30 protein-coding genes are annotated in these 24,222 nt (G+C 65.8%); 13 read left to right on the top strand and 17 right to left on the bottom strand.

Annotated elements, in window-relative coordinates:
- The first annotated feature begins 21 nt into the window (after positions 1-21).
- Entirely contained in the window at positions 22-570 is a 549-nt protein-coding gene (locus U1702_RS14425) for a thioredoxin domain-containing protein (protein ID WP_332725824.1), read from the top strand.
- On the opposite strand, the gene U1702_RS14420 is transcribed toward U1702_RS14425, so the two are convergent.
- On the bottom strand, positions 567-1,109 hold the full coding sequence (locus tag U1702_RS14420; protein WP_332725823.1) for a hypothetical protein: 543 nt from the start codon (positions 1,107-1,109) through the stop codon (positions 567-569). The genes U1702_RS14425 and U1702_RS14420 overlap by 4 nt on opposite strands.
- A 32-nt stretch (positions 1,110-1,141) precedes the next feature.
- On the bottom strand, positions 1,142-1,918 hold the full coding sequence (locus U1702_RS14415) for an SDR family oxidoreductase (RefSeq protein ID WP_332725821.1): 777 nt from the start codon (positions 1,916-1,918) through the stop codon (positions 1,142-1,144).
- 54 nt (positions 1,919-1,972) lie between these two features.
- Here U1702_RS14415 and U1702_RS14410 point away from each other — a divergent pair, with 54 nt between their 5' ends.
- Together U1702_RS14410 and U1702_RS14405 are read left to right on the top strand one after the other, a co-directional pair.
- Positions 1,973-2,740: an ATP-binding cassette domain-containing protein gene (locus U1702_RS14410; RefSeq protein WP_332725819.1), complete on the top strand. Its 768-nt coding sequence runs from the start codon at positions 1,973-1,975 to the stop codon at positions 2,738-2,740.
- The gene (locus tag U1702_RS14405; protein ID WP_332725817.1) at positions 2,737-4,272 is read left to right on the top strand and encodes an ABC transporter permease/substrate-binding protein; all 1,536 of its coding nucleotides are present in this window, start codon (positions 2,737-2,739) and stop codon (positions 4,270-4,272) included. Before U1702_RS14410 ends, U1702_RS14405 begins: the two co-directional genes overlap by 4 nt.
- A gap of 127 nt (positions 4,273-4,399) precedes the next feature.
- Here U1702_RS14405 and U1702_RS14400 read toward each other — a convergent pair whose 3' ends face one another.
- The gene (locus U1702_RS14400) at positions 4,400-4,690 is read right to left on the bottom strand and encodes a 4a-hydroxytetrahydrobiopterin dehydratase (protein WP_332725815.1); all 291 of its coding nucleotides are present in this window, start codon (positions 4,688-4,690) and stop codon (positions 4,400-4,402) included.
- A 39-nt stretch (positions 4,691-4,729) separates the two neighbouring features.
- On the opposite strand from U1702_RS14400, the gene U1702_RS14395 reads away from it, so the two are divergent.
- From U1702_RS14395 to U1702_RS14385, 3 genes are read left to right on the top strand one after another with little or no spacing between them, the layout of a single operon-like run.
- Positions 4,730-5,134, top strand: a complete 405-nt coding sequence (locus U1702_RS14395) for a metallopeptidase family protein (RefSeq protein ID WP_332725813.1) — start codon at positions 4,730-4,732, stop codon at positions 5,132-5,134.
- Entirely contained in the window at positions 5,131-5,718 is a 588-nt protein-coding gene (gene ccmA / locus U1702_RS14390; protein WP_332725811.1) for a heme ABC exporter ATP-binding protein CcmA, read from the top strand. The genes U1702_RS14395 and ccmA overlap by 4 nt, the downstream gene beginning before the upstream one ends.
- Positions 5,715-6,359, top strand: coding sequence for a heme exporter protein CcmB (locus tag U1702_RS14385; RefSeq protein WP_332725809.1), 645 nt, complete (start codon positions 5,715-5,717; stop codon positions 6,357-6,359). Before ccmA ends, U1702_RS14385 begins: the two co-directional genes overlap by 4 nt.
- A gap of 156 nt (positions 6,360-6,515) precedes the next feature.
- Here U1702_RS14385 and U1702_RS14380 read toward each other — a convergent pair whose 3' ends face one another.
- The 13 genes from U1702_RS14380 to coxB form a co-directional block, all read right to left on the bottom strand.
- On the bottom strand, positions 6,516-7,082 hold the full coding sequence (locus U1702_RS14380; protein WP_332725807.1) for a hypothetical protein: 567 nt from the start codon (positions 7,080-7,082) through the stop codon (positions 6,516-6,518).
- Positions 7,083-7,112: 30 nt separating this feature from the next.
- Complete coding sequence (locus tag U1702_RS14375) at positions 7,113-7,982, bottom strand: class I SAM-dependent methyltransferase (protein ID WP_332725805.1); 870 nt, start codon at positions 7,980-7,982, stop codon at positions 7,113-7,115.
- Between the two features lie 9 nt (positions 7,983-7,991).
- Positions 7,992-9,389, bottom strand: coding sequence for a threonine synthase (gene thrC, locus U1702_RS14370; protein ID WP_332725803.1), 1,398 nt, complete (start codon positions 9,387-9,389; stop codon positions 7,992-7,994).
- Between the two features lie 42 nt (positions 9,390-9,431).
- Positions 9,432-10,079 carry an SURF1 family protein gene (locus U1702_RS14365; protein ID WP_332725801.1) on the bottom strand — a complete coding sequence of 216 codons (648 nt, stop codon included), beginning with the start codon at positions 10,077-10,079 and terminating at the stop codon, positions 9,432-9,434.
- Positions 10,076-10,450, bottom strand: coding sequence for a DUF983 domain-containing protein (locus U1702_RS14360; protein WP_332725799.1), 375 nt, complete (start codon positions 10,448-10,450; stop codon positions 10,076-10,078). Before U1702_RS14360 ends, U1702_RS14365 begins: the two co-directional genes overlap by 4 nt.
- Positions 10,451-10,469: 19 nt before the next feature.
- Positions 10,470-11,375: a cytochrome c oxidase subunit 3 gene (locus U1702_RS14355; RefSeq protein WP_332725797.1), complete on the bottom strand. Its 906-nt coding sequence runs from the start codon at positions 11,373-11,375 to the stop codon at positions 10,470-10,472.
- Between the two features lie 36 nt (positions 11,376-11,411).
- The gene (locus U1702_RS14350) at positions 11,412-11,951 is read right to left on the bottom strand and encodes a cytochrome c oxidase assembly protein (RefSeq protein ID WP_332725795.1); all 540 of its coding nucleotides are present in this window, start codon (positions 11,949-11,951) and stop codon (positions 11,412-11,414) included.
- Entirely contained in the window at positions 11,948-12,094 is a 147-nt protein-coding gene (locus U1702_RS17140) for a cytochrome c oxidase system small membrane protein (protein WP_503623848.1), read from the bottom strand. The genes U1702_RS14350 and U1702_RS17140 overlap by 4 nt, the downstream gene beginning before the upstream one ends.
- The gene (locus U1702_RS14345) at positions 12,091-12,993 is read right to left on the bottom strand and encodes a heme o synthase (RefSeq protein WP_332725793.1); all 903 of its coding nucleotides are present in this window, start codon (positions 12,991-12,993) and stop codon (positions 12,091-12,093) included. Before U1702_RS14345 ends, U1702_RS17140 begins: the two co-directional genes overlap by 4 nt.
- Before the next feature lie 56 nt (positions 12,994-13,049).
- Positions 13,050-13,307: an SHOCT domain-containing protein gene (locus U1702_RS14340; RefSeq protein WP_332725791.1), complete on the bottom strand. Its 258-nt coding sequence runs from the start codon at positions 13,305-13,307 to the stop codon at positions 13,050-13,052.
- Positions 13,308-13,325: 18 nt separating this feature from the next.
- Positions 13,326-13,586, bottom strand: a complete 261-nt coding sequence (locus tag U1702_RS14335; RefSeq protein WP_332725789.1) for a hypothetical protein — start codon at positions 13,584-13,586, stop codon at positions 13,326-13,328.
- A 93-nt stretch (positions 13,587-13,679) separates the two neighbouring features.
- Entirely contained in the window at positions 13,680-15,359 is a 1,680-nt protein-coding gene (gene ctaD / locus U1702_RS14330) for a cytochrome c oxidase subunit I (RefSeq protein ID WP_332725787.1), read from the bottom strand.
- 3 nt (positions 15,360-15,362) lie between these two features.
- The gene (coxB, locus tag U1702_RS14325) at positions 15,363-16,562 is read right to left on the bottom strand and encodes a cytochrome c oxidase subunit II (protein ID WP_443026850.1); all 1,200 of its coding nucleotides are present in this window, start codon (positions 16,560-16,562) and stop codon (positions 15,363-15,365) included.
- A gap of 184 nt (positions 16,563-16,746) precedes the next feature.
- Between coxB and pyrE the strand changes: the two genes are divergently transcribed.
- From pyrE to U1702_RS14290, 7 genes are read left to right on the top strand one after another with little or no spacing between them, the layout of a single operon-like run.
- Positions 16,747-17,328 carry an orotate phosphoribosyltransferase gene (pyrE, locus tag U1702_RS14320; protein ID WP_332725785.1) on the top strand — a complete coding sequence of 194 codons (582 nt, stop codon included), beginning with the start codon at positions 16,747-16,749 and terminating at the stop codon, positions 17,326-17,328.
- The gene (locus U1702_RS14315; RefSeq protein WP_332725783.1) at positions 17,325-18,053 is read left to right on the top strand and encodes a pyridoxine 5'-phosphate synthase; all 729 of its coding nucleotides are present in this window, start codon (positions 17,325-17,327) and stop codon (positions 18,051-18,053) included. The genes pyrE and U1702_RS14315 overlap by 4 nt, the downstream gene beginning before the upstream one ends.
- Entirely contained in the window at positions 18,050-18,466 is a 417-nt protein-coding gene (gene acpS / locus U1702_RS14310; protein ID WP_332725781.1) for a holo-ACP synthase, read from the top strand. Before U1702_RS14315 ends, acpS begins: the two co-directional genes overlap by 4 nt.
- 20 nt (positions 18,467-18,486) lie before the next feature.
- A complete protein-coding gene (lepB, locus tag U1702_RS14305; RefSeq protein ID WP_332726396.1) occupies positions 18,487-19,341 on the top strand; it encodes a signal peptidase I in 855 nt (284 codons plus the stop codon).
- 2 nt (positions 19,342-19,343) lie between these two features.
- Positions 19,344-20,471 carry an AI-2E family transporter gene (locus tag U1702_RS14300; RefSeq protein WP_332725779.1) on the top strand — a complete coding sequence of 376 codons (1,128 nt, stop codon included), beginning with the start codon at positions 19,344-19,346 and terminating at the stop codon, positions 20,469-20,471.
- The gene (gene maiA, locus U1702_RS14295; RefSeq protein WP_332725777.1) at positions 20,468-21,094 is read left to right on the top strand and encodes a maleylacetoacetate isomerase; all 627 of its coding nucleotides are present in this window, start codon (positions 20,468-20,470) and stop codon (positions 21,092-21,094) included. Before U1702_RS14300 ends, maiA begins: the two co-directional genes overlap by 4 nt.
- Entirely contained in the window at positions 21,091-23,133 is a 2,043-nt protein-coding gene (locus tag U1702_RS14290; RefSeq protein ID WP_332725775.1) for a TonB-dependent receptor, read from the top strand. The genes maiA and U1702_RS14290 overlap by 4 nt, the downstream gene beginning before the upstream one ends.
- On the opposite strand, the gene U1702_RS14285 is transcribed toward U1702_RS14290, so the two are convergent.
- Positions 23,118-24,209: a glycosyltransferase gene (locus U1702_RS14285; protein WP_332725773.1), complete on the bottom strand. Its 1,092-nt coding sequence runs from the start codon at positions 24,207-24,209 to the stop codon at positions 23,118-23,120. The genes U1702_RS14290 and U1702_RS14285 overlap by 16 nt on opposite strands.
- Positions 24,210-24,222: the final 13 nt, after the last annotated feature.

Raw genomic sequence — 24,222 nt, 5'->3', positions numbered from 1 at the left:
TGACGAGCGGAGGAATGGGCAATGGATCGGCGAACAGTTTTGGGCATGCCGCTGGCACTCGCGGCGACACCGGCATGGGCGCAGGCCGCGCCACCGCTCAAGTCCAACCAGACGCCCGAAGCCAATCGCGCGATCGACGCCGCGCTGGCTGGCTGGCCAATCGTGCTGCACGGGCCGGGCAAGCGGCCCGATGTCGTGGTGCTGACGCTGAAGGACTGCGGCTATTGCCGATTGTTTCACCGTGATTTCCCGCAGCCATCGCGCGGGCGCACCTATGGCTATCTGGTCGGCGCGTTCGTGTCGGATCCGAAGGCCCTGGTCGTCTCGCTACTAAAGAACCCCACGCTGGCTAATTTCCATGCCTATATGGCGGGCACGCTGGCGCCCGTCCCCGCCCCGTTGAGCGCGGCGGATAACAACCTCTATTTCGACGTTCGGGACAAGTTGGTCGAACTGCAAAAGCTGGGATTTCGCGGCACGCCCACGATCCTGATCCGCCGCCCCGATGGCTGGTTCGCCAAAACCGGCTATGGCACGGAGGCGAAAGAGCGTCTGAGCCGCTACGGTTAAGGTGTATAGCCCCATGGCAGCGGCGGCGTGGTGACCGGCTTGGTCAGGTCGAACTCCACCCGGAAATGCCGATTGGCGCGGCGCAACTCATAGGTGAAGCGGGTCGCGTTCACTTCCATCGCCCAGACATTGGTGGTCGATACCTCAGCTTTGTTCGCCCGGAACAGCGCGATCGATTCGGCATCGACCGGGAAGTCCTGCCGCTCCGCCGTGCCGGACGTGATGGTGTCGCCGCCATACATGGTGAGCACATCCGAACTGCCGTCTTCGTGCCGGTGGTCGTGCTTCAGCCGCACGCCGCTGGCGGTGCGGGTCAGCACCCAGGTGCGTGAGCGATTTTCGCCGACATGGAACGGCACGCGCACGCGTCCCGGCTCGCACGCGGCGACGTGCATCACCAGCAGCTGTGACGCGAACGCCTTGTCGGCGGCATCGGTGGTGACGACGCGCCCGGCATAAGCCTTGCCGCAATGCGCCGCGATCCGCGCCATAAAAGCGTCGGCCGGAGTTTCCGGCGTGCGCCCTGCGCAGCCCGCCAAGGCCAAGGCAATCAGAACCACCCCGCTTCGCATCATGCCGTCTTCCCCCGTGCCATCTTGCGCATCGATCCGCGCATGAAGCGCGCGCCGAACCACATGCGCCGCGCGGTCTTGCCGACCAGCATGTGCAGCCCGTCGCCATGTGCGGCATCCCACACCGCCTGCGCTGCGACCTCGACCGGCGTGAACTCCAGCCGCGCCGCCTTCACCCGCTCGCGCATCGTCTGGTTGCTGCCAGCGCCGGTGCCGTCGAGGATCGCCGTGTCGATGAAGCTGGGCAGCAGCGCGCGAACGCGAATCCCCTCGGGCGACCATTCGCCGTCCAGCGCCTCGGTAAAGCCGCGCACCGCGAATTTGGTTGCCGAATAGATCGCCACCCCGGCGGTGCCATAGATGCCCGCCGCCGACGCGGTGTTGACCAGACAACCGCTGCTCGCCTTCAAATAGCGATAGCCCGCATGCGCACCATAGACGACGCCGTTCAGGTTGATGTCGACGCAGCGGTCGAGTTCCTCGACACTGGTTTGCGCGAAATTGCCGCCGACGCCGATCCCGGCATTGTTGAACAATATGTCGAGCCGCCCACCGCTGGCTGCGGTAAATTCGGCCAGCACGCGATCCCATGCTGCGCGGTCGCGCACATCGAGCACATGCGTGGTGACCGGCGCGTCGCCGAGCAAAGCCGCCGTCTCCGCCATCCCCGCCTCGCTCACGTCCGCCAGCCCCACGCGCCAGCCGCGCGCCGCGAACAGCACGGCCGTGGCACGCCCAATACCCGAACCGCCACCGGTGATGAAGATCGCCTGCATACCGCCTCCCCTAATCTTTGACCTTGTCACATTCATCCCGCACTATCGCTCGCGATGCCAGCGCAAACCGGTCCTTCTGTCAGCCTGAACGGCGTGGCGAAGCGTTATGGCGGAACGCCCGCGCTGGACGATGTGACACTGGAGATCGCCGCGGGAAGCTTCGTTGCTTTGGTCGGGCAATCGGGGTCGGGCAAGTCGACCTTGCTGAAAGCGATCAACCGGCTGGTCGAGCCGGACAGCGGGGTGGTGTCGATCGGCGGACGGGCGGTCGCGGACGAGCCGCCGCATCTGCTGCGCCGCCGGATCGGCTATGTGTTCCAGAATGTCGGGCTGTTCCCGCATATGAATGTGGCCGAGAATGTCGCAGTGGGGCTGCGCATTGCGGGCGAGCGCGACACGGTGGCGCGGGTGGCGGAACTGTTGGAGCTGGTCGATCTGCCATCTGATGTCGCGGCGCGGATGCCCGATCAATTGTCCGGCGGGCAGCGCCAGCGGGTCGGGGTCGCGCGCGCGCTCGCCACCGCACCAGGACTGATGCTCATGGACGAGCCGTTCGGCGCGCTCGATCCGGTGACGCGCGACGCGCTGGGGCGCGCAGTGCGCGCGCTGCACGACCGGCTGGGGCTGACGACGATATTGGTGACGCATGACATGGCGGAGGCATTGTTGCTGGCCGACCGCGTGCTGGTGATGACGGCGGGCCGGATCGTTGCCGATGCAACGCCGGCGGAGCTGGCGACCGGTGCTGGCGGCGCGGCGGCGGATGCGTTGCTTGCGGTGCCGCTGGGGCAGGCCAGGCGGCTGGCGGCATTGCGGCAATGATCGAGGCATTCACCCGCGTGCCCGAATTGATGGCCAGCCATTTGCTACTGGCGATGGCGGCATTGGCGCTCGGGATCGCGATCAGCCTGCCGCTGGCGGTGGCGGCGGCGCGGCACCCGCGGCTTGGGCGGGTGGCGCTGGGCGCGGCGGGGCTGATCCAGACGATCCCGTCGCTGGCGCTGTTGGCGCTATTCTACCCGGTGCTGCTCGCATTGCGCGGCGTACTGGGCGAATGGCTGCCCGCTTTAGGCTTCCTGCCCGCGTTGCTGGCGCTCACCCTCTATGCCGTGCTGCCGATCCTGCGCAACGGCGTGACCGGGCTGGTTGGGATCGACCCTGCGGTGGTCGAGGCGGCAGACGGCATCGGCATGTCGCGGGGGCAGAAATTGCGGCTGGTCGAAGCGCCGCTGGCCGCGCCCGTCGTGATGGCGGGCATCCGCACGGCGGCGGTGTGGACGATCGGCGCGGCGACGCTATCCACCACCGTGGGTCAGCCGAGCCTGGGCGACCTGATCTTCGCCGGACTGCAGACGCAGAACTGGGCGCTCGTGCTGGCCGGGTGCATCGGCGCAGCGGCGCTGGCGCTGGGCGTGGACCTGATCCTGTCGGTGGCGGAGACGGGCATCGCGCGGCGACAATGGCTGTTCGTGCGGATGAGCGCGGGCGCGCTGCTCGCCGCCATTTGCGCTGCTGCGTTCGCACTGGCCCCCACGGTGGGCGGACAAACCGTGGTGGTCGGCGCCAAGGGCTTCTCAGAACAATTCATCCTCGCGCGGCTGATCGGTCACCGGCTGGAGGCGGCGGGCTATCGCGTCGAATATCGTGAGGGGCTGGGCTCGGCAGTGGCGTTCGGCGCGCTGAAAGGCGGCGATATCGACGTCTATGTCGATTATTCGGGCACGATCTGGACCAACGAGATGAAACGTACCGATGTGCCAGCGCGCGATGCGCTGGTGCGAGGGGTGGCCGAATGGGCGAAGGCCAAGCATGGCGTTGGGCTGGTCGGGTCGCTGGGGTTCGAGAATGCCTATACCTTTGCGATGCGGGGCGACGATGCAAAACGGCGGGGGATTTCGTCGCTGGAAGATCTGGCGTCACAGGCCAGTGGCCTGAATTTCGGGACCGATGTCGAATTTCTGGAGCGACCCGAATGGCGCGCGGTGCGGGACGCCTATGGCCTGAAGTTCAAATCGGCACGACCGTATCAGCCGACCTTCATGTACCGCGCACTGGATAGCGGCGCGGCGGATGTAATCCCGGCATTCTCGTCAGACGGGCGGATCGCCGCGGATCGGCTGGCGGTGCTGGCCGATCCCAAAGGCGCGATCCCCGGTTATGACGCGATCCTGCTGGTCGCACCGGGGCGGGCGGAGGATACGCGGTTTCTGGCGGCGATCCGGCCTTTGGTGGGCCGGGTGCCGGTCGCGGCGATACGGGAAGCGAATCTGATGGTCGACCGCGACACCGACAAGCTATCGCCCGAGGCGGTGGCGCGGTGGCTGGCGAAGCGGATCGGTTTGCAGGACCGGTGAGGTATGCAAGCCCCTCCCCTTCAGGGGAGGGGATGGGGGTGGGGCTTGTCAGTTTCACCGAGACCAATTGCCAAGAGGATAGGCCCCACCCCAACCCCTCCCCTGAAGGGGAGGGGCTTAGTCAGGCTCAATCCACCAGTGCGTCGATCGCCTGTGCCATCTCCACGTCGCGCCCGGACAGCCCGCCCGCATCATGCGTGGTCAGCAGGATATCCACCCGGTTCCACACATTTGACCACTCCGGATGGTGATCCGCCTTTTCCGCCAGCAACGCGACCTGAGTCATGAACGCGAACGCCTGGCTGAAATCGTCGAAGGTGAAGCTGCGCGTGATCGCGTCGCGACCGCTGTCGTGATCCCATTCGGGCAGCCCCTCCAGCGCGTCCTCACGCTCGGCCTGGCTCAACTGTTCGACCATTCTTCCCCTCCGTTGCTGGCTCGGGCATAGCGCGGGACGATGACGGAGAAAACCGAGACCTTTGCCCCGAGTGCCGAACAGCTCGAGGCGCTGGCGCGCGCCGCACTGGCACGGATTCCGGAGCCGTTTGCGGCGCACCTCAAGGACGTGGTGCTGATTATCGAGGATTTCGCGGACGAAGAGACGTTGCGCGATATGGGGATCGAGGACCCATTCGAGCTGACCGGGCTCTATTCGGGGCGTCCGGTCGGCGAGAAATCGCCGTTCGACGTCGCGGCAATGCCGGACCGGGTGCATCTGTATCGCCGCCCGTTGCTCGACGAATGGGTCGATACCGGGGTCTCGCTGGAGGCGCTGATTACCCATGTCGTGGTGCATGAGGTGGGGCATCATTTCGGACTGAGCGACGAGGATATGCACGCGCTGGAAGAAGCGGCCGGATGAGCGATGACGCGCGGCTGACGTTCGACGGGGTCGCGTGCGAGCGCGGCGGGCGGCGGCTGTTCGACGGGTTGAGCTTCACGCTGGAGGCGGGCGGCGCTGCGCTGGTAACCGGACAGAATGGCGCGGGGAAATCGAGTCTGATCCGGATTGCCGCCGGGATGCTGAAGCCGGCTGAGGGCGCGGTGAACGCGACGGGCGAACGCGCGTTGCTGACCGAGGCGGCGGCGCTGGACCCGGAATTGACGGTCGCGCGGGCGCTGGGCTTCTGGGCCGGTCTCGACGGGCGGCGGGGCGATGTGGACGCGGCGCTGGCGGCGGTGGGGCTGGCGCAACTGGCGGCGGTGCCGGTGCGGTTGCTGTCGACCGGGCAGCGGCGGCGGGTGGCGATTGCGCGGGTGGTGGCGAGCGGTGCGCCGATCTGGTTGCTGGACGAACCGGCCAACGGGCTGGATCATGGCGCGATCGGGATGCTCGGCGCACTGATCTCGGAGCATCGCGCGGGGGGCGGGATTGCCGTGATCGCGACGCATCTGCCGATCCGGGTGCCGGGCGCGCATGGTATCGTCATCGGTGGCGCGGCGTGAGCGGCTTTGGCGCACTGGTGGGACGCGAGTTGCGCCGGGCATGGGCGGCAGGCGGCCTCACCCTCCCCATCGCCTTCTTCCTCCTCGTCGCCATCCTCTTTCCCTTCGCGATCGGGCCGGAGGCGGCGTTGCTGGCGCGGATCGGGGGCGGGGTGATCTGGGCGGCGGCGGTGCTGGCGGCGTTGCTGCCGGTCGAGCGGCTGGTCGCACCTGATCTGGAGAGCGGGGTGCTCGATCAGCTGGCCGTGCGCGGGTTCGGCGATTCGACGGTGGCGGCGGCAAAGATCGCGGGCCACTGGCTGGGCTTTGCGCCGACCCTGCTGGTAGCGGTGACGGTGGCGAGCGGGTTGCTGGGGCTGTCGCTGGAAGCGATGCTGGCGGTGTTGCTGAGCTTGCTTATCGGCACGCCGGGCTTGGCGGCACTGGGCGTGGCGACGGCGGCGCTGACCGCCGGGCTGCGCGGTGCAGGCGCGGTGGCGGGGCTGGTGATGCTGCCCTTCGCCGTGCCGCTGCTCATCTTTGGCGCAGGGAGCATGGGCGACGATGTCGCGGCGCTGAAGCTGTTGGGGGCGGTGAGCTTGCTGCTGGTCGCCGGGTGTCCGTTCGTGGCGGGCGCGGCGATGCGGATGGGGCGGAATTGACGCGCGGTTGACGCAATTGACGACATCCCCCCATTGCGGGGCCGATACGGCAGGTTGACGGCGTGTACGCGACAGTTTTGCACCAGGAATGCGCCAGCGAAGCGCCGGGTTTGGATGCACCGGCGTTGCCGTAGGTCCTGACCTTGATTTGAGCCGCTATCCGCCGGTAATCCGGATCGCGAGCGCGGTCGCGTACATGCTCAGGACCAGCGCGAGCGCCGTCAGAGTGAAGCGACGGCCGGGGACAAAGGCGGCGGCGAGGAGCAGGCCGAAATACAGCGCCATCCAGCCGATGGCGAACGGCGTCGGCGTGAATCCGCTGTGCCCCATCGTGGAAAGGCTGGCGACGGACACCACATTGCTCGCGAACACGCTGAGCAACAGCTGGCGCTTGTGTTCCAGCATCCAGCCGTCGAGATCGTCCCACGCCGCGTCGCCCTCCTCCGGCCAGACGAGCACGGCGGCAAAATAATACAGCCCGGTAATGACGACCGAGACGAGAAGCGTCGGCATCCCGATCGGCACCGCATCGCGAACCTCCCACGCGTCCATCCAGAAATCGGTGATCTCATAGAGCATGAAGAGGCTGATCGCCGGCGTAAGCAGGCCGAGCTTTGCCGGGCCGTGCCGTTTGACCGCGCGCGCGAAGCCACCGAGGACTTCGGTGAGCGCGAGGCCCATGACGAGCCCGAACAGCGTGAAGATGAATTCAAAGCTGCTCATCGTGCCTCGCGCCTGACTCGAACAATCGCACTAGCGACTCCACCGCGCAAAAATCGCCGTCGGCAGCGCAAGTCCCCGCGCCTCTTCCCGCACCGCCAGTTCGCCCGCCTCGACCGTGCCGCCAAGGTCACCGAAATGCTGGCGGACCAGTTCGCCGATCGCCAGCGCCGACATGCGGATCGCGTAGACCGTCAAAAACAGGAAGCGCGAGTCGGCGTCGAGCAGCTGGCGGCAATCGGCGATCAGGGCGGGGAGGTCGCGTTCGAGGCTCCACACTTCGCCGGTCGGGCCGCGGCCATATTTGGGGGGGTCGAGCAGGATGCCGTCATAGCGGCGCGCGCGGCGGACTTCGCGGGCGACGAATTTTCCGGCGTCGTCGATGATCCAGCGGATCGGCTTGTCGGCCATCCCCGACAGCGCGGCGTTGCCTTTCGCCGCCTCGACCGATTTCTTCGACGCGTCGACATGCACCATCTGCGCGCCGGATGCGGCCATCGCCAGCGTGCCGACGCCGGTATAGCCGAACAGGTTCATTACCGTCGGCGACTCGACCCCGGCGGTCTGTTCGCGCATCCACGTCCAGACCGGCGCCATGTCTGGGAAGAAGCCGAGATGGCGGAACGGGGTGGTTTGGGCGGTGAACTTCGCTTCGTTCCAGCTTAGCGGCCAGCCTTCGCGCGGGACCGGCTTGTTGAACACCCAGCGGCCGCCGCCCTCGTCATCCGGCGCGGGCATGAACTCGCCATGCGCATCCCACCCGGGCGCGGCGGGCGCCCACATCGCCTGTGGCTCGGGGCGGATGAAGCGATAGTCGCCATAGCGTTCAAGCTTGCGGCCATGGCCTGAGTCGATGAGGCCGTAATCGGCCCAGGGTTCGCCGGTAAGGGTAATCAGTTCCATGGAAATGCCTTAGCGCGGCTTGGCGCGCTCGGCGATATAGCCCGCGACGGCATCGAACGTCGCGGGCAGCACATCATAGCGCTCCTCCCGGTCGAACAAATCGCCGATGCGCGCGGGCAGCGAAGGCCGGATGCCGGTGGCGCGCTCGACCGCATCGTCGAACTTGGCCGGGTGCGCGGTGGCCAGCGTGACGATGGGGATGTCGGCTGGCAGGTCGCTGCGGCGCGCGGCGGCCAGCGCGATGGCGGTGTGCGGGTCGAGGATATTGTCGGTGTTCGACGCAGCCCAGGCCATTGCCTGCGCCATCGCGTCGGCGTCGATCCGGTCGCTGGCGAACAGCGATGCTGCGCCCTGTTGCTGGGCATTCGTCAGGCGCATCCCGCTGGTCGCCTCGAACCTCTGCATCTGCGCGGCCAGCGCATTGCCGTCGCGGCCCGCGAGATCGAACAGCAATCGCTCAAAGTTCGAGCTGACCTGAATGTCCATGCTGGGCGCGGCGGTGGGGGTCACGGTGCCCGCCGAATAATCACCGCTGGAGAGTGCGCGGTGCAGGATGTCGTTGACGTTGGTGGCGACGATCAGCTTGGCGACCGGCAGCCCCATCTGTGCCGCGACGAAACCCGCAAAGACATCGCCGAAATTGCCGGTGGGGACGCTGAATGCGATTGGGCGGGCGGGGGAGCCGAGGCGCACGGCGGCATAGAAATAATAGACGACCTGCGCCATCAGCCGTGCCCAGTTGATCGAATTGACGGCAGTAACCTGAAATTTCCCGGAGAAGTCGGCGTCGTTGAACATCGCCTTCACCATCGCCTGCGCGTCGTCGAAGCTGCCCTCGATCGCGATATTGTGGACGTTGGGGGCGAGGACGGTCGTCATCTGGCGGCGCTGAACGTCGCTCACGCGGTCTTTCGGGTGCAACATGAAGATGTCGATGCCTTCACGCCCCGCCACCGCGTCGATTGCCGCAGAGCCGGTGTCGCCACTGGTCGCGCCGACGATGGTCAGGTGATCGTTGGTGCCGGTCAGGAAGCGCTCGAACAACAGGCCTAGCAGCTGAAGCGCGACGTCCTTGAACGCCAGCGTGGGGCCGTGGAACAGCTCAAGCAGGAAATGGCGATGGTCGAGCTGGACCAACGGCGTCACCGCCGCGTGGCTGAACCGGCCATAAGCCCGGGTACACAGGTCGCGCAGTTCGGTTTCGCTCAGGCTCTTGCCGACGAACGGCTGCATCACCCGCACCGCGGTTTCGGCATAGGACAGGCCCGCGAGGTCGGCGACCTGATCGGCGGTGAAGCGCGGCCATTCGACGGGAACGTACAGCCCGCCATCGCTGGCCAGCCCAGCCAGCGTGACGCCACGGAAATCGAGTTCGGGCGCGGACCCGCGTGTGCTCTGATATCGCATGCCGCGCGGGTTAGCGGCGGGCGCGGGGCGGGGCAAGAAAGTCTAGCTTTGCGGCGGCACCGGCGGTGGTGGCGCCTTGCGTCCGCGCCAGCGCAACGCCAGAACGTAGATCACGCCCGCAATCGCCGCGAAAAGGAACCATTGCACGGCATAGGCCAGATGGTTGTTCGGCACGCTCGACGGATCGGGCCGCGCGCTGGCCGACAGACCCGGGGCGGGCTGATCGGCGACCAGCATCAGTGTGCGGGGCGGGCGCTTGCCGAACAATCCGGCCAATATGGGGGTCGAATCGGGTGCCTGGGTAATCGATCCGGTGACCTCGCCGCCCTTCCACACCGGGATCAAACCGGGCGCGGCGCTGATGCCCATGTCGAATTTCAGCGTGGGGCCTTCACCCCCGCCGCCGCGACATTCGGCAATGTGTCGCCAGCCTTTCGTACCATTCTCCGCGCGGCCGGCCTGTTCGGTCCAGCCGATGACCTCCACACACATCGCGCTGGCGCGGCGGAACAGATAGTCGTCACCGACCGGCGGGCGCGGGAACGCCATGACCGGCAGCGCGCTGTTTCCCGCATAGGTGGCGATGGCGGCTTCCTTCTGATGGCGTCGGTCGAGCTGCCAGATGCCAAGGCCGATCATGGCGGCGACGGCGAGGCCGACGATGGCGGTGGGAATGAGCGGGAGTTTCATAGTTCGGGTGCCTTGATCCGGCCTTCGCGCGCGGCGTTGCGATATTCCAGCGCCAGCAGCGCCCCCTTGGCCCAGCGCAGCGACAATATAACCAGCAGCAATGTCAGCGGCGGCCAGATCAGCAGATGGACCCACACCGGCGGACTTGCACCCAGCTCCAGCCAGATCGACAGCACGACGATGATCGTGCCGACGATCAGGGTGAGGAACGCCGCAGGGCCATCGCCGACGTTGAATGCCGCATAGTTCAGCGCGCAGGCCGGACAGCGATCGGCATATTTGACCCATCCAGCAAAAAGGGTGCGCGCCCCGCAACGGGGGCACGCACCCTTGAATGCCGAATCGGTAATTGGCGGTGCGGTGTCGCTCACGCTGGCCGCGCCCCCGCGATCACCCGCCGTGGACCGGTGCGCCCGCGCTGCCCCACACGTAAACGGCGACGAACAGGAACAGCCATACGACATCGACGAAATGCCAGTACCACGCCGCCGCCTCGAAACCGAAATGCTGGCGCGGGGTGAAATCGCCCTGATAGGCGCGCAACAGGCAGACCATCAGGAACAGCGTGCCAACCAGCACGTGGAAGCCATGGAAGCCGGTCGCCATGTAGAAGGCCGACGAATAGTTGGTCTTGCCGAACACGAACGGTGCGTGCGCATATTCATAGGCCTGAATGCTCGAGAAGATCAGCCCGAGGATGATGGTGAGCCACAGGCCCTTCTTCACCACGTCGTTCTCACCGACGCCGATCATGCCCCACAGACCCTTGAGCTCACCGCCGCGCTGATTGTGGATCAGGCCGTGATGCGCCCAGGTCACCGTGGTGCCCGACAGCAGCAGGATGAACGTGTTGAGCAGGGGCAGCTCGAATGCGGGCAGCACCTCCATGCCCTTGGGCGGGAATACCGCGACCGCGCCCTGGACCAGATCGACCGCAGCGCCATGATCGGTGACGTTCATCGCCACCGGGAACAGCGCGAAATCGAACCATGCCCAGAACCAGCCGACGAAGAACATGACTTCGGACGCGATGAACAGGATCATGCCGTAACGAAGGTGCAGCTGGACGACCGGGGTATGGTCCCCGGCTTTCGCCTCCTGCACCACCTGAACCCACCACGACGCCATGCAGAACAGCACGGCGGCGAGGCCGGACAGCAGCACCCACACGCCCTGCGGATGCTCCTTCATGTACATCAGGCCACCGGCCGCGAGCCACAGCGCCGCGAACGACGTCAGCAGCGGCCACGGGCTGGGTGGAAGAATATGATATTCGTGGTTCTTGGCGCCGGCCATCGTCCGTCCCTGTTCTTATGGCGTTTCTAGACCCCCCTAGCTTGCAGGCTTGGCGGAATCCACTGGGTAAAATGTATAGGACAGCGTGATCGTCTCGATGTCCTTCGTATCCGGGTCCGTCAGGATTTTGGGATCGACATAATAGATCACCGGCATGCGCATCGTCTCACCCGGCTTCAGCGTCTGTTCGGTGAAGCAGAAACACTGGATCTTCGAGAAGTATTTGCCGGCCTGGGTGGGCGTGACGTTGTAGGTGGCGGTGCCGGTAACCGGCACATTGGCGACGTTGGTGGCGGTGTAGAACGCCATGTCGCGCGCGCCGATCGAGATTTCGTCCGATGCCATTTCCGGCTTGAACTTCCACGCCAGCTTCGGGCTGACATTGCCGTCGAACGCCACCTTGATCCTGGCATCGACCGCACCGGGTGCGCGGTCGGCACGCATCGTGGTACCGCCAAAGCCGGTGACCTGACAGAACAGGCGATAAAGCGGAACGCTGGCGAACGCGACGCCGGTCATGGTGCACACGCCGAGCACGGCGAGAAGCGCAGTGCGGAGCTTGCGATCGATTTTCATGTCGCCCTCACCGGCATGCCGGCCTGAATCTTCACGATGGTGATGGCGAACACCAGAATGACGAAGGCAAGCAACAGTACCGCCATCAGTCGGGTCCGCGATTTCTGACGAGCACGGACGATTTCTTCTTCTTGCGGAGTCATGCGAACCACCGATCTGCGGCGACAGCGCCGAACAGGATGAAAAGATAGGCGATGGAATAAGCGAACAGGCGCTTTTCCGGTTTCATTTTATCGCCGTCGGTCGCCATCCGCGTGGCGACGCGAAAGACGAGCGCGACGAAGATGGCGGTCATTGCGGTCGCGGTGACGCCATAGACCGCGCCGGTCAGGCCGAGCGGCCACGGCGCGATCGCGGTGATCGCCATCGGGATGGTGTAGAGGCCGATCTGCACCCGCGTCGCCTTCTCGCCAGCGACGACGGGCAGCATCGGCACCCCGGCATTGGCGTAATCGGTCTTCACATAGAGCGCGAGCGCCCAGAAATGCGGTGGCGTCCACAGGAAGACGAGCAGGAACAGCAGGAACGGCAGCAGCGCCACCTCCCCCGTCGCCGCCGCCCAGCCGATCAGTGGCGGGAACGCACCCGCTGCGCCGCCGATGACGATATTCTGCGGCGTGCGGCGCTTCAGCCAGACGGTGTATATGAGGACGTAGAACAGGATCGACATGAGCAGGATCGCGGCGGCGGTGTAGTTCACAGCCAGCCCCATCAGGATCACCGACAGCGCCGACACGCCGACGCCGAAATGCAGCGCCGATTGACGGTCCATGCGCCCGGCGGGCAGCGGACGTCCGGCGGTGCGCTTCATCTTGGCGTCGAGGTCCGACTCATACCATTGGTTGAGCGCCCCCGCCGCGCCTGCGCCCAGCGCGATGCACAGGATCGCGGTGAAGCCGAGGATGGGGTGGATTTGCGTGGGAGCCGCCAGCATGCCGCACAGCCCGGTGAACACGACCAGCGTCATCACCCGCGGCTTGGTCAACGCAAGGAAATCGCGCCAGTCGGCGGGCAGGATCAGGGCATGGTTGGCGACGGACATTTGCCCGGGCCTATAGGCCGGGTTGGAGCGCGGGGAAAGGGTAGCGAGGCGTAAGGTTACAGGCGAGCAAGCAATTCTGTTTTCTTGGCCTGAAACTCAGCATCGGTCAGGACTCCAATGTCACGCAACTCTCCCAGCTTACGAAGCTGATCCGGGATGGAATCGGCAGCAGGACTCGCGCTGGAGGGCTTGGGGTCACCGTGACGAATCTGCTCAAGACGCTCGTAAACTTGATCGAACAACTCCTTGGCTTCGAACGTCTTGAACGCGAGTTCATCATGGGAGGTATGCAGTCTGAGCACGCGATAGCCCATGCGTGATAGCGATTCGACTTAGGTAATTTTGCCTAAGGGGATCGTTTCGAGAACCTCCCCCAGCAATCCTTTACGATAGAAGCAAGCACGCTCGTTCGTCAGAACAAATTGGCCATTGCGCTGCGTCTTATCGCCCTTGCCCATCATCTCACCAATCCAACCTTCCAGATGGTGCTCAACGATTTCACCAGGCTTCAATTTCGCCTGTCGGAATGTGATGATGTGCTTGTTGTCCTGCTGCTTCATCGACTCCCCCGAACTGCGCTCGTTGGGCAACATACTGTGGGGATCGCAACAGGCAATCAAACCCAAAACGAACAAAAACGCCCCGGAGTTTCCCCCGGGGCGCTTTCGTTTCAGCCGTCGCTAAACTCAGTGATGCTTGTCGTCGTCGATCACTGGCAGCGTTTCGAACTGGTGGAACGGCGGTGGGCTGGACAGGGTCCATTCCAGCGTCGTGGCACCTTCGCCCCAGGGATTGTCCGGCGCCTTCTTGCCCGCAGCCATCGACCAGAACAGGTTGATGAAGAAGATCACCATTCCCGCCAGCATAATCAGATAGCCAAAGCTGGAGATGCCGTTCCAGTAAGCGAAGGCGTCGCCATAATCGGGGATGCGGCGCGGCATGCCCTGAAGCCCCAGGAAATGCTGTGGGAAGAACATCACGTTCACGCCGATGAAGAAGACCCAGAAGTGCAGCTGGCCCAGCAATTCGCTGTACATCTTCCCCGACATTTTCGGGAACCAGTAATAGAAGCCCGCGAACAGCCCGAACACCGCGCCCAGCGAGAGCACATAGTGGAAGTGCGCCACCACATAATAGGTGTCATGCATGTAATCGTCGACGCCGCCGTTCGCCAGCACGACGCCGGTGACGCCGCCCACGGTGAACATGAAGATGAAGCCGATCGCCCACATCATCGGGGTCTTGTAGCTCATCGAGCCGCCCCACATCGTGGCGATCCAGCTGAAGATCTTGATGCCGGTCGGCACCGCGATAATCATCGTCGCGGCGGTGAAGTACATCTTGACGTTCACGCTCATGCCCGTGGTGAACATGTGATGCGCCCAGACGACGAAGCCGACCACGCCGATCGCGACCATGGCGTATGCCATGCCGAGATAGCCGAACACCGGCTTGCGGCTAAAAGTCGAGACGATCTGGCTGACGATGCCGAAACCCGGCAGGATCATAATGTACACTTCGGGATGGCCGAAGAACCAGAACAGATGCTGGTACAGCACCGGATCGCCGCCACCGGCGGGATCGTAGAAGGTCGTGCCGAAATTACGATCGGTCAGCAGCATCGTGATCGCCGCCGCCAGCACCGGCAGCGCCAGCAGCAGCAGGAACGCCGTGACCAGCACCGACCACACGAACAGCGGCATCTTGTGGATGGTCATGCCGGGGGCACGCATGTTGAAGATGGTGGTGATGAAGTTGATCGCACCCAGGATCGAGCTGGCGCCCGCAAGGTGAAGCGACAGGATCGCCATGTCGACCGCAGGTCCCGGCTCGCCATAGGTCGATAGCGGCGCATAGACCGTCCAGCCCACGCCCGCGCCGCCGCCGAAGAATGGCGAAAGGAGGAGGAGCAGGAAGGCGGGAACGAGCAACCAGAACGACAGGTTGTTCATCCGCGGAAACGCCATGTCCGGCGCGCCGATCATGATCGGTACGAACCAGTTGCCGAAGCCGCCGATCATCGCCGGCATCACCATGAAGAACACCATGATGAGGCCGTGCGCGGTAATCAGCACGTTCCAGAAGTGAAGCGATTCGTCGAACGTCTGCGGTCCGCCATGGACGAACGCCGAAATCCAGCCGAGATGCTGGATGCCCGGTTCGGCCAGTTCGAGGCGCATGATGCCCGAAATGCCGCCGCCGATGATCCCCGCGATGATTGCGAAGATCAGGTACAGCGTCCCGATATCCTTGTGGTTGGTCGACAGAAACCAGCGCGCGAAGAAGCCGGGTTTGTGATCGGCATCATGCGCGTCGTGATGATCGTGCGCCGTAAAGGCGTGTGCGTCGCGGGCTGCGTCGGTCATGGCTTAATTACCCGTATTGCCGGTGGCGGCTTGATTGGTGGTCGCGGGTTCGGAAATCGCGTTGACGAGACCATCGTTGTCATTGCCGGCGCTGTCGTTACCGGCGTCGGTGGTATTGTCCGGCGCAGCGATCGTCGCCGGGCTGGTCGATGCCTTGCCCGGAGCCGGCATCTTGCCGCCCTTGGCCGCGATCCACTGCGCGAACACTTCCGGCGTTACCGCCTCGACCGCGATCGGCATGTAACCGTGACGCGCGCCGCACAGTTCGGAGCACTGGCCGAAATAGACGCCGGGCTTGTCGACGGTGAAGCTGGTCTCGTTCAACCGACCGGGGACCGCGTCGATCTTGATCCAGAAGGCCGGGATCGCCCAGCTGTGGATCACGTCGTTGGCGGTGGCGATCAGGCGGATCGGGGTGCCGACCGGCACGACGATGCGGTTATCGACCGCGAGCAGGCGGGGACCATCGGTGTCGGTGCGGAAACGCGTGCCGGCCGGGACCTCGCTCTTTTCCTTCAGCATGTTCGCGGTGATCGCGATGCCGCCATGATCGGGATATTCGTAGGACCAATACCATTGGTTGCCGATCGCCTTGATCGTCACGGCATTGTCGGGCGCGGGCTTGAACTGCTTGGCCAGCAGCGAGATCGATGGCCAGGCGATACCCGCCAGGATCAGCACGGGTACGACGGTCCAGATGATTTCGATCGCCGTATTATGGCTGGTCTTTGACGGATTGGGGTTCCGCGCGCGGCTGTAACGCCACATCGCCCACATCAGCAGCGCGAGGACGAAGATCGAAATGAGGATGATGATCGGCAGCAGGATATGGTCGTGGAACCCGGCGGCGCGTTCGCCCAGCTGGGTCACCTGCGGCTGAATGCCAACCTTCTTGTCCACCGGCATGCCAATACCGGCGACCGGCGCAGTCTTGTGCGTGCCGTCGGCGTTCAGCGTCGGATCGGCGGGCGTCGCCGCGGCGGGGGCAGCAGCCGGTGCCGCACCGGGCACGACTGCTGCAGGCGATTCGACCGCGACCGGGGCGGGTGCCGCTGGCGTTGCCGGTGCCTGTGCTTCAGGCGTAGCCGCCTGCGGCGCGGCGGGCGCGGCCTGCGCGAGGGCAGTCCCCCCTGCCAGCGCGAGACCGGCGGCCAGGACGATCGCCTTCAATCCATGCATGCGCATCGTGTCTTCGTACCCCATGTTTTCTTGTCCCCTGTTGCGGGGGCGCCGGGCTTCCGGTCGCGCGGACAAAATTTACCTGTTGCGGCTGGCCTATAGCACCAAGATCGCGTGTCTCAAGCTTGTCCGGTGCTCTTTTTACGCGCGGTTGCGACGAGACAGCCTCGCGCCTAGATGCGGATCGGCGCAAAATGGCGGGATGACGATGACCGAAGACGAAGTTCTGGACGAGTTTCGCGCGGCACAAGCGCTGCTGGAGGGGCATTTCATCCTGTCGTCGGGACTGCGGTCGTCGCGTTACCTGCAATGCGCACGTGTGCTGATGAACCCGGCGCGGGCCGCGCGGCTGGCGCAGGCCGTCGCGGCGAACATCCCGGCGAACCGGCGCGCACGGATTTCGGCGGTCGTTTCGCCTGCGATGGGCGGGGTGATCGCGGGGCAAGAAGTGGCCCGCGCGCTGAACGTCGATGCGATGTTCGTCGAGCGGCCGACCGGCACCTTCGAGCTGCGGCGCGGGTTTCGGCTGTCGCCGGGGCAGCAGGTGCTGATGATGGAGGATGTCGTCACCACCGGTCTGTCGTCGCGCGAGGCGATCCGGGCGATCGAGGAAGCCGGGGGCGAAGTGATCGCCGCCGCATCGTTGATCGACCGGTCGAACGGCACCGCCGATCTGGGCGTGCCGTTCTTCCCGCTGATCCGGCTCGACGTGCCGACCTATGATGCCGAGTCGCTGCCCCCCGAACTCGCGGCGATTCCGGCAATGAAGCCCGGCAGCCGGGCAGCGTGACTTCTCCCCTCCGCCTTGGCGTGAATATCGACCATGTCGCAACCGTGCGGAATGCGCGCGGGTCTGGCTATCCCGATCCGGTGCGCGCGGCCCTGCTGGCGGCGGAAGCCGGGGCGGACGGGATCACCGCACATCTGCGCGAGGACCGGCGGCACATCACCGACGACGATATCGCACGACTCGCCGCCGAGCTGACGATCCCACTCAACCTGGAGATGGCCGCGACCGACGAGATGCTGGGTATCGCGCTGCGCCACACGCCGCATGCCGCCTGTATCGTGCCCGAAAAGCGCGAGGAGCGCACGACCGAGGGCGGGCTGGACGCGGCGGGGCAGCATAACCTGCTCGCGCCGATGGTGCGCGAGTTGAAGGGCGCCAATATCCGCGTGTCGCTGTTCATCGAGCCGGACCCGGCGCAGATCGAGGCGGCGCTGCGGCTGGGCGCGCCGGTGGTCGAGCTACACACCGGGCGCTATTGCGAGCTGACCGGCGAGGCGCAGGTCGCCGAGCTTCGCCGCATCGCCGATGCGGCCGCGCTGGCGGCGAAGAACGGGATCGAGGTACATGCCGGACATGGCCTGACCTTCGACAATGTCATTCCCATCGCCGCGATCCCGCAGATCCGCGAGCTGAATATCGGGCATTTTCTGATCGGCGAGGCGATTTTCGACGGGCTGGAGCCGGTGGTGCGGCGGATGCGTGCGTTGATGGATGAAGCGCGGTGATCATCGGCATCGGCTCCGACCTTTGCAATATCGAGCGGATTCAGACCACGCTCGACCGGTTCGGCATGCGGTTCGAGCAGCGCGTGTTCACCGAACTGGAACTGCGCAAGGCCGCGCGGCGGCCGCTGAACTATGCCGCGACGCTGGCCAAGCGCTTTGCCGCCAAGGAGGCTTTTTCCAAGGCGGTGGGGACCGGTTTCAAGGCCGGGGTGTTCATGCGCGATATCGGCGTGGTGAATGCGCCATCGGGGGCACCGACATTGGCACTGACCGGAGGGGCAAAGGCGCGGCTTGACGCGATGACCCCCGCGGGTCACGTCGCCAAGGTGCATCTGACGCTGACCGACGACCACCCCTGGGCGCAGGCGCTGGTGGTGATCGAGGCGGTGCCGCAGGAATTAATGGCCACGTGAGCGCCGTGAAGGACGAAGAAATGGCCGAGGATCTGGCGCTGGACGTGGAAGACGAAAAGGCCGCACGCGGTGCTGATTGGTGGGGGGAGGCGAAGGGCATCTTCTGGCTGGTGATCGCCGTGCTCGGATTCCACAGCCTGATCGCCAAGCCATTTTACATCCCGTCCGAATCGATGATGCCGACCCTGCTGGTCGGCGACCGGCTGGTGGTGACCAAATATCCCTATGGTTATTCTTACGTCACCCCGACCTTCCACGTCCTGCCGTTCATCAAGGGGCGGCTGTTCGGCAGCCTGCCCGAACGCGGCGATATCGTCATCGTGACGCCGACCGATGCGCGCACCGATTATATCAAGCGCGTGATCGGACTGCCCGGCGAGGAGATTCAGGTCGTCTATGGCAAGGTCTATATTAACGGCCGCCCGGTGAAGCAGGAGCGCATGGGCACCCGCGCGCTGAGAACCGACGCCAACCTCACCTGCGACCCCGATCATTATCCCGGCGCGCTCAGCCGCGATGCAGCGGGCGTGTCGGTGTGCAACGTGCCGATCGTGCGCGAGACTTTGCCCAATGGCCGGTCATACGACACGATCGACATGATGCGGACCACCGCCGACGATTTCGGGCCGAAGCGTATTCCCGCCGGCCACGTATTCCTGATGGGCGACAATCGCGACAACAGCGCCGACAGCCGCATGACCCTGGCGCAACAGGGGCTGGGCGGGCCGGTGCCGATCGAGAATATTGGCGGCCGCGCCGAGTTCATCACCTTCAGCCTGGACGGCAGCGCCGGCTGGAACCCGTTGAGCTGGCCGGGATCGTTCCGATCGGGCCGCGCGGGCAATTCGCTGCACCCCGACCGCGCCGGAGAGTAAGCATGAGCGACGACACCGTCTCCGTCATTCAGGAACCCGGCCCCAACGAAATGCGCGATCCGGTTATGCGCGCCGAGTTGAAGCGCGCCTCAGTGTGGTTTGGCCTTGCCATCGCGGTGGCACTGGTGGTGCTGCTGATCCAGCCCCTGCTGCTGATCTTTGCAGGGCTGGTGATCGCATCGATGTTCGATGGCGGCGTGCGGCTGATCCGCCGCGCGGTGCCTGCGATGCCGCGCTGGCTGGGGCTGCTGATCGTCGTGATCGGCGTGATCGCGTTCATTGTTGGCGTGTTCTACCTGACCGGGGTCGAGATTGCGGCGCAGGCCGAGCAGCTCCGCCAGACGCTGGAGGCGCAGGCGAACCGGTTGAGTGGATGGCTGACCGAGCTGGGCGTGATGCCGGGTGCGTCGGACCTGACCGGGCTGGCGCAGCAGGCGCTGGGATCGGTGGGGCGTGTGACCTCGTTCATCGGCGGCGCGCTGGGGGCGATCAGCAGTTTCTTTCTGGTTCTCATCATCGGCCTGTTCGTGGCGATGGACCCGCGAATCTATGAGCGGGGCTTGCAATGGATGGTGCCGATGGGGTCCCGCGACCAGTTCGCGATCACCCTTGCGCGAATGGCGCGGACGATGCGCATCCTGCTCGCCGGGCGCCTGCTTGGCATGGTGTTCGAGGGTGCTGTGACATGGATATTGCTGTCGATGGCGGGCGTGCCGATGGCGCTGTTGCTCGGCATATTGACCGGCATCCTTGCCTTCATCCCCAATATCGGCGCGTTCATCTCCGGCGTGCTGATGGTCGCGGTCGGCTTCAGCGCCGGACCCGAACAGGGGCTGTGGGCGATCGTCATCTATTTCGTCGTGCAGACGTTCGACGGCTATGTGCTGCTGCCGCTGGTCGCCAAGCATACGGTCGACATGCCGCCCGCGCTGACCGTGTCGTCACAGATATTGGCGAGCACCCTGTTCGGCTTTCTCGGCCTCGCGCTCGCCGATCCGATCGTGGCGATGATCAAGGTCGCGCTGGAACGGAAATCGGAACAGGCGGTCGAAGCGGGCATCGGACCTGAGCCGGAGCCGGATCAGCCCAAGCCAAAACCCCGGCGCGTGCGTGCAAAGCGGTCAGCATGATCCTCTATGACTATTTCCGCTCCTCCGCCGCCTTTCGCGTGCGGATCGCGCTCAATCTGAAGGGCGTCGAGTACGAGCGGGTGGAGGTGCATCTGGTGAAGGGGGAGCAGCGCTCGCCCGAGCATGTCACGCGCAACCCGCAGGGGTTCGTGCCCGCACTCGACATCGGCGGCGGACAAATCCTGACGCAAAGCCTCGCCATCATCGAATGGCTCGATTCGGCCTGTCCCGAACCGCGACTGATCCCCGCCGATCCGCTGGCGCGGGCCGACGCGATGGCACAGGCGCTGGTGATCGCCGCCGACATCCACCCGATCAACAATCTGCGCATCCTAAAGCGCCTCGAATCCCAGTTCGACGCGGACGAGAACGCCAAGGCCGAGTGGTATCGCCACTGGATCGCTGAAGGGTTCACCGCGCTGGAGGCAATGTCGAGAAAAGGTCCGTTTCTGGGCGGCGATGCGCCGGGTATTGCCGACGTGATGCTGGTCCCGCAAATGTACAATGCCCGCCGGTTCGAGCTGCCGCTGGAAGCTTATCCAAAGTTGGTCGCAGCCGATGCCGCCGCCTGTGCGCTTGAGGCGTTTGCCGCCGCGAGTCCCGACCGGACCAAACCGGCATGAGGCGCGCGAGCGCCGTGCTTCTCCTTGCCCTGCCCTTTCCCGCCCTTGCGCAGGAAGAAGTCGTGATTACCGGACGCGGGCTCGATGCGCCGCCGGGCGAAGCCGCCTATGCGGTGACCGAAATCGACCGCGAGCGGCTGACCGATACCGCCAGCGGGCGGTTCGAGGATGTGCTGCGCGATGCCGCCGGGGCGGCGCAGTTCCGTCGCGCCGATTCGCGTTCCGCGCATCCGAGCGCACAGGGGATCACATTGCGCGGGCTGGGCGGCAATGCGTCGAGCCGCGCGCTGCTACTGCTCGACGGGGTGCCACAGGCCGATCCGTTCGGCGGCTGGGTGCCGTTCCCCGCCTATTTGCCCGACCGGCTCGCGTCGGTGCGCATCACGCGTGGCGGGGGCAGCGGCTATCACGGTGCGGGGGCATTGGCGGGGACGATCGAACTGAACAGCGCTGGGGCGGATGAACTGGGTCCGCTGACGCTGGCCGCGTTCGGTGGGAGCCGCGAGTCAGTCGATCTGGTGGCGACCGGAGGCGTCGGGCTGGGTGACGGATCGCTGACGGTCGGAGGTCAGTTCGCGCGCGGCGACGGGTTCGTGCCAATCGTGGCGGAGGATCGCGGGTCAGCAGACCGCGCCGCGCCGTACCGTCAGGCAAGCCTCGCGCTGCGTTCGGTATTCCCGGTCGGCGAAACCGTCGAACTTCAGGCCAATCTCTCCGGCTTCAGCGACGAGCGTGAACGCGGCACTGCCTTTACGGATGTCCGCAGCCAGGGCGCGGACGCCAGCGTCCGGCTGGTCGGACGCGGTGACTGGCGCTGGGCGGCGCTCGCCTATCTCCAGCACCGCGAGTTTGCGAGCGGGTTCGCCAGCGTCAATGCCACCCGCGACACGGCGACCGCGACGCTCGACCAGCATGTCCCAGCCACCGGCGCAGGCGCGCGGATCGAGCTGGAACCGCCCATCGGCAGCGGCGCGACGCTTCGCATCGGCGGCGACCTGCGTCACACGGCGGGGCGCACGCAGGAGCTTTACACCTTCGTCGCGGGCAGCCCGACGCGCCGGCGCATGGCGGGCGGCGAGACCCTGACCGGCGGGCTGTTTGCGGATCTCAGTCTGGAGCGCGGGTCGCTAACGCTGAATGCGGGCGGGCGCGTCGATCGCTGGACGCTCACCGGCGGATCGCTGTTCGAGGCAGCGCTGGCGGGCGGCGTGCCGATCACGGACACGGCCTTTGTCGACCGCAGCGGGTGGGAGGGCAGCGGACGCGCGGGCGCGGCGTTGCGGCTGTCGCCCATGCTGTCGTTGCGCACCGCCGCCTATGCCGGGTGGCGGCTGCCGACGCTCAACGAACTCTATCGCCCGTTCCGCGCCGGAACCGACGCCACCGCCGCCAACCCGCTGTTGAACCCCGAGCGGGTGCAGGGCGTGGAGGCGGGCATTGACTTGACCCCCGCGCCATCGCTCACGCTGCGCGCCACCGCCTATTGGAACCGCATCGACGGCGCGATCGGCAATGTCACATTGGGCACCGGCCCCGGCAATTTCCCCGGCGTCGGCTTCGTCGCAGCGGGCGGCGCGTATCGTCAGCGACAGAATCTGGACGCGGTGATCGCCAAGGGCGGCGAGATCGACCTGCGCTGGCGTGCGGGGCCGTGGCGGGCAAGCGCATCTTATGCCTTTACCGATGCGCAGGTCGAGGCATCGGGCGCGGCGGCGGCACTGGACGGGCTGCGTCCCGCGCAGACCGCGCGACATCAGGGATCGGCAACATTTGGCTGGTCGAAGAGCCGCACCGCGCTTTCGTTGACCGGACGCTACACCGCGCCGCAGTTCGAGGACGACCAAAACGCCCGCACGCTGGCCAAAGCGTTCACGCTCGACGCGCGGGCTGCGCTGCCCGTCACCGATTCGCTCTCGCTCGAAGCTCGGGGCGAGAATCTCACTGACACGCGCGTCGAGACCGCGATCACCGGAAACGACATCGTCGAGCGTGCCGCACCGCGTACCCTGTGGCTGGGACTGCGCTACCGTTTGCGCTGAGCGACCAACCCGTCGAACAACTCAAGATACGCCGCAATCGGGTCCGGGCCCGTCTCGACACGCGGCACCGCACGCGCCCGTCCCGGTGTCAGCCAGTGATTGAGCGCGCCGACCAGCCGCGCGCGGTCCCCCGGCGGCACGATCGTGCCCACTGCGGATGAATCGATCAGCTCGTGAATCGCCACGCTCGAATCAGTGGCGATGGCGGGGGTGCCCGCCGCGATCGCCTCGCGCAATACCCCCGGCACGCCCTCATATTCCGACGTCAGCACCACCGCAGCGGCGCGCGCGATCGCGGGCAGCGGATCGGGGGCATGGCCCGGCATCAGCACACGACCCCGTAACCCCAGCCGCTCGACCAGCCGTTCCAGCGACTCGCGCGCCTCGCCCTCACCCAAGATCAGCAATTTCACATTGCCGTCATGCAGCCGGGGCATGGCGGCGATCAGCCGGTCCCAGCGCTTTTGCGGTGCCAGCCGCCCGACGCCCAGCAGGAACGGTGCATCGGGCATCGGCGGCGGCGGCGCGCCGGGGATCGGCCGGGTCGGGGGATTGGGGATCACATGGACATGCTGCGGGGACAGGCCCATCGCGCCCACCGCTTCTCCCGCCATCGCCGGGGTCATCGCTACCACCGCGTCGAGGAAACCGGGATGCATCCGCAGCCACGCGCGATATGCGGCCCCCGCGCCGCGCGGCAGATCGGGCCGCACCAGCGCGTTGGACACCTTGCCCACCAATGGCGGACATGCCGTGCCCAGCCGGGTGCGCAACCACCAGGCGGCACCGGTATAATGATTGCCGGGGCAGAAAATGACGTCGGGCGACAATTCGCGCACGATAGCGGGCAAGCCGAACAGCGCGCGATAGCTGCCATTGCCCAATTCGCGCACCGTGACACCGTCCGGAAGCTCGTGCGCCAGCGCCCCGCTGGCATCGCCGATCACCAATGTGACCCGGCGTCCGGCGCGTGCCCAACCATCCGCCATCCGGATCAGCGCGCGTTCGACCCCACCCCCTTTGAGCGTCTGGGCAAAGCTCAGGATATGTCCGGCAAGGGGCAATTGATCGGTCATGGACTTGCAGCTT

Origin of the sequence: Sphingomonas sp. LT1P40, from assembly GCF_036663835.1 — a bacterium.
Lineage (GTDB): Bacteria > Pseudomonadota > Alphaproteobacteria > Sphingomonadales > Sphingomonadaceae > Sphingomonas.
Note: the sequence above shows the minus strand (reverse complement) of the source record. Positions and strands in the feature narration are given on the sequence as shown.

Coding starts and splice junctions, on each gene's coding strand:
- U1702_RS14425 (WP_332725824.1), top strand. CDS start 22: ATGGATCGGCGAACAGTTTTGGGCATGCCGCTGGCACTCGCGGCGACA.
- U1702_RS14345 (WP_332725793.1), bottom strand. CDS start 12,993: ATGTCCGTCGCCAACCATGCCCTGATCCTGCCCGCCGACTGGCGCGAT.
- U1702_RS14410 (WP_332725819.1), top strand. CDS start 1,973: ATGCCAGCGCAAACCGGTCCTTCTGTCAGCCTGAACGGCGTGGCGAAG.
- U1702_RS14375 (WP_332725805.1), bottom strand. CDS start 7,982: ATGGAACTGATTACCCTTACCGGCGAACCCTGGGCCGATTACGGCCTC.
- U1702_RS17140 (WP_503623848.1), bottom strand. CDS start 12,094: ATGACTCCGCAAGAAGAAGAAATCGTCCGTGCTCGTCAGAAATCGCGG.
- thrC (WP_332725803.1), bottom strand. CDS start 9,389: ATGCGATATCAGAGCACACGCGGGTCCGCGCCCGAACTCGATTTCCGT.
- maiA (WP_332725777.1), top strand. CDS start 20,468: ATGATCCTCTATGACTATTTCCGCTCCTCCGCCGCCTTTCGCGTGCGG.
- U1702_RS14405 (WP_332725817.1), top strand. CDS start 2,737: ATGATCGAGGCATTCACCCGCGTGCCCGAATTGATGGCCAGCCATTTG.
- U1702_RS14340 (WP_332725791.1), bottom strand. CDS start 13,307: ATGGGCTATCGCGTGCTCAGACTGCATACCTCCCATGATGAACTCGCG.
- U1702_RS14285 (WP_332725773.1), bottom strand. CDS start 24,209: ATGACCGATCAATTGCCCCTTGCCGGACATATCCTGAGCTTTGCCCAG.
- pyrE (WP_332725785.1), top strand. CDS start 16,747: ATGACCGAAGACGAAGTTCTGGACGAGTTTCGCGCGGCACAAGCGCTG.
- lepB (WP_332726396.1), top strand. CDS start 18,487: ATGGCCGAGGATCTGGCGCTGGACGTGGAAGACGAAAAGGCCGCACGC.
- U1702_RS14335 (WP_332725789.1), bottom strand. CDS start 13,586: ATGTTGCCCAACGAGCGCAGTTCGGGGGAGTCGATGAAGCAGCAGGAC.
- ctaD (WP_332725787.1), bottom strand. CDS start 15,359: ATGACCGACGCAGCCCGCGACGCACACGCCTTTACGGCGCACGATCAT.
- U1702_RS14400 (WP_332725815.1), bottom strand. CDS start 4,690: ATGGTCGAACAGTTGAGCCAGGCCGAGCGTGAGGACGCGCTGGAGGGG.
- coxB (WP_443026850.1), bottom strand. CDS start 16,562: ATGGGGTACGAAGACACGATGCGCATGCATGGATTGAAGGCGATCGTC.
- U1702_RS14380 (WP_332725807.1), bottom strand. CDS start 7,082: ATGAGCAGCTTTGAATTCATCTTCACGCTGTTCGGGCTCGTCATGGGC.
- U1702_RS14300 (WP_332725779.1), top strand. CDS start 19,344: ATGAGCGACGACACCGTCTCCGTCATTCAGGAACCCGGCCCCAACGAA.
- U1702_RS14415 (WP_332725821.1), bottom strand. CDS start 1,918: ATGCAGGCGATCTTCATCACCGGTGGCGGTTCGGGTATTGGGCGTGCC.
- U1702_RS14355 (WP_332725797.1), bottom strand. CDS start 11,375: ATGGCCGGCGCCAAGAACCACGAATATCATATTCTTCCACCCAGCCCG.
- U1702_RS14395 (WP_332725813.1), top strand. CDS start 4,730: ATGACGGAGAAAACCGAGACCTTTGCCCCGAGTGCCGAACAGCTCGAG.
- U1702_RS14350 (WP_332725795.1), bottom strand. CDS start 11,951: ATGAAAATCGATCGCAAGCTCCGCACTGCGCTTCTCGCCGTGCTCGGC.
- ccmA (WP_332725811.1), top strand. CDS start 5,131: ATGAGCGATGACGCGCGGCTGACGTTCGACGGGGTCGCGTGCGAGCGC.
- U1702_RS14290 (WP_332725775.1), top strand. CDS start 21,091: ATGAGGCGCGCGAGCGCCGTGCTTCTCCTTGCCCTGCCCTTTCCCGCC.
- U1702_RS14365 (WP_332725801.1), bottom strand. CDS start 10,079: ATGAAACTCCCGCTCATTCCCACCGCCATCGTCGGCCTCGCCGTCGCC.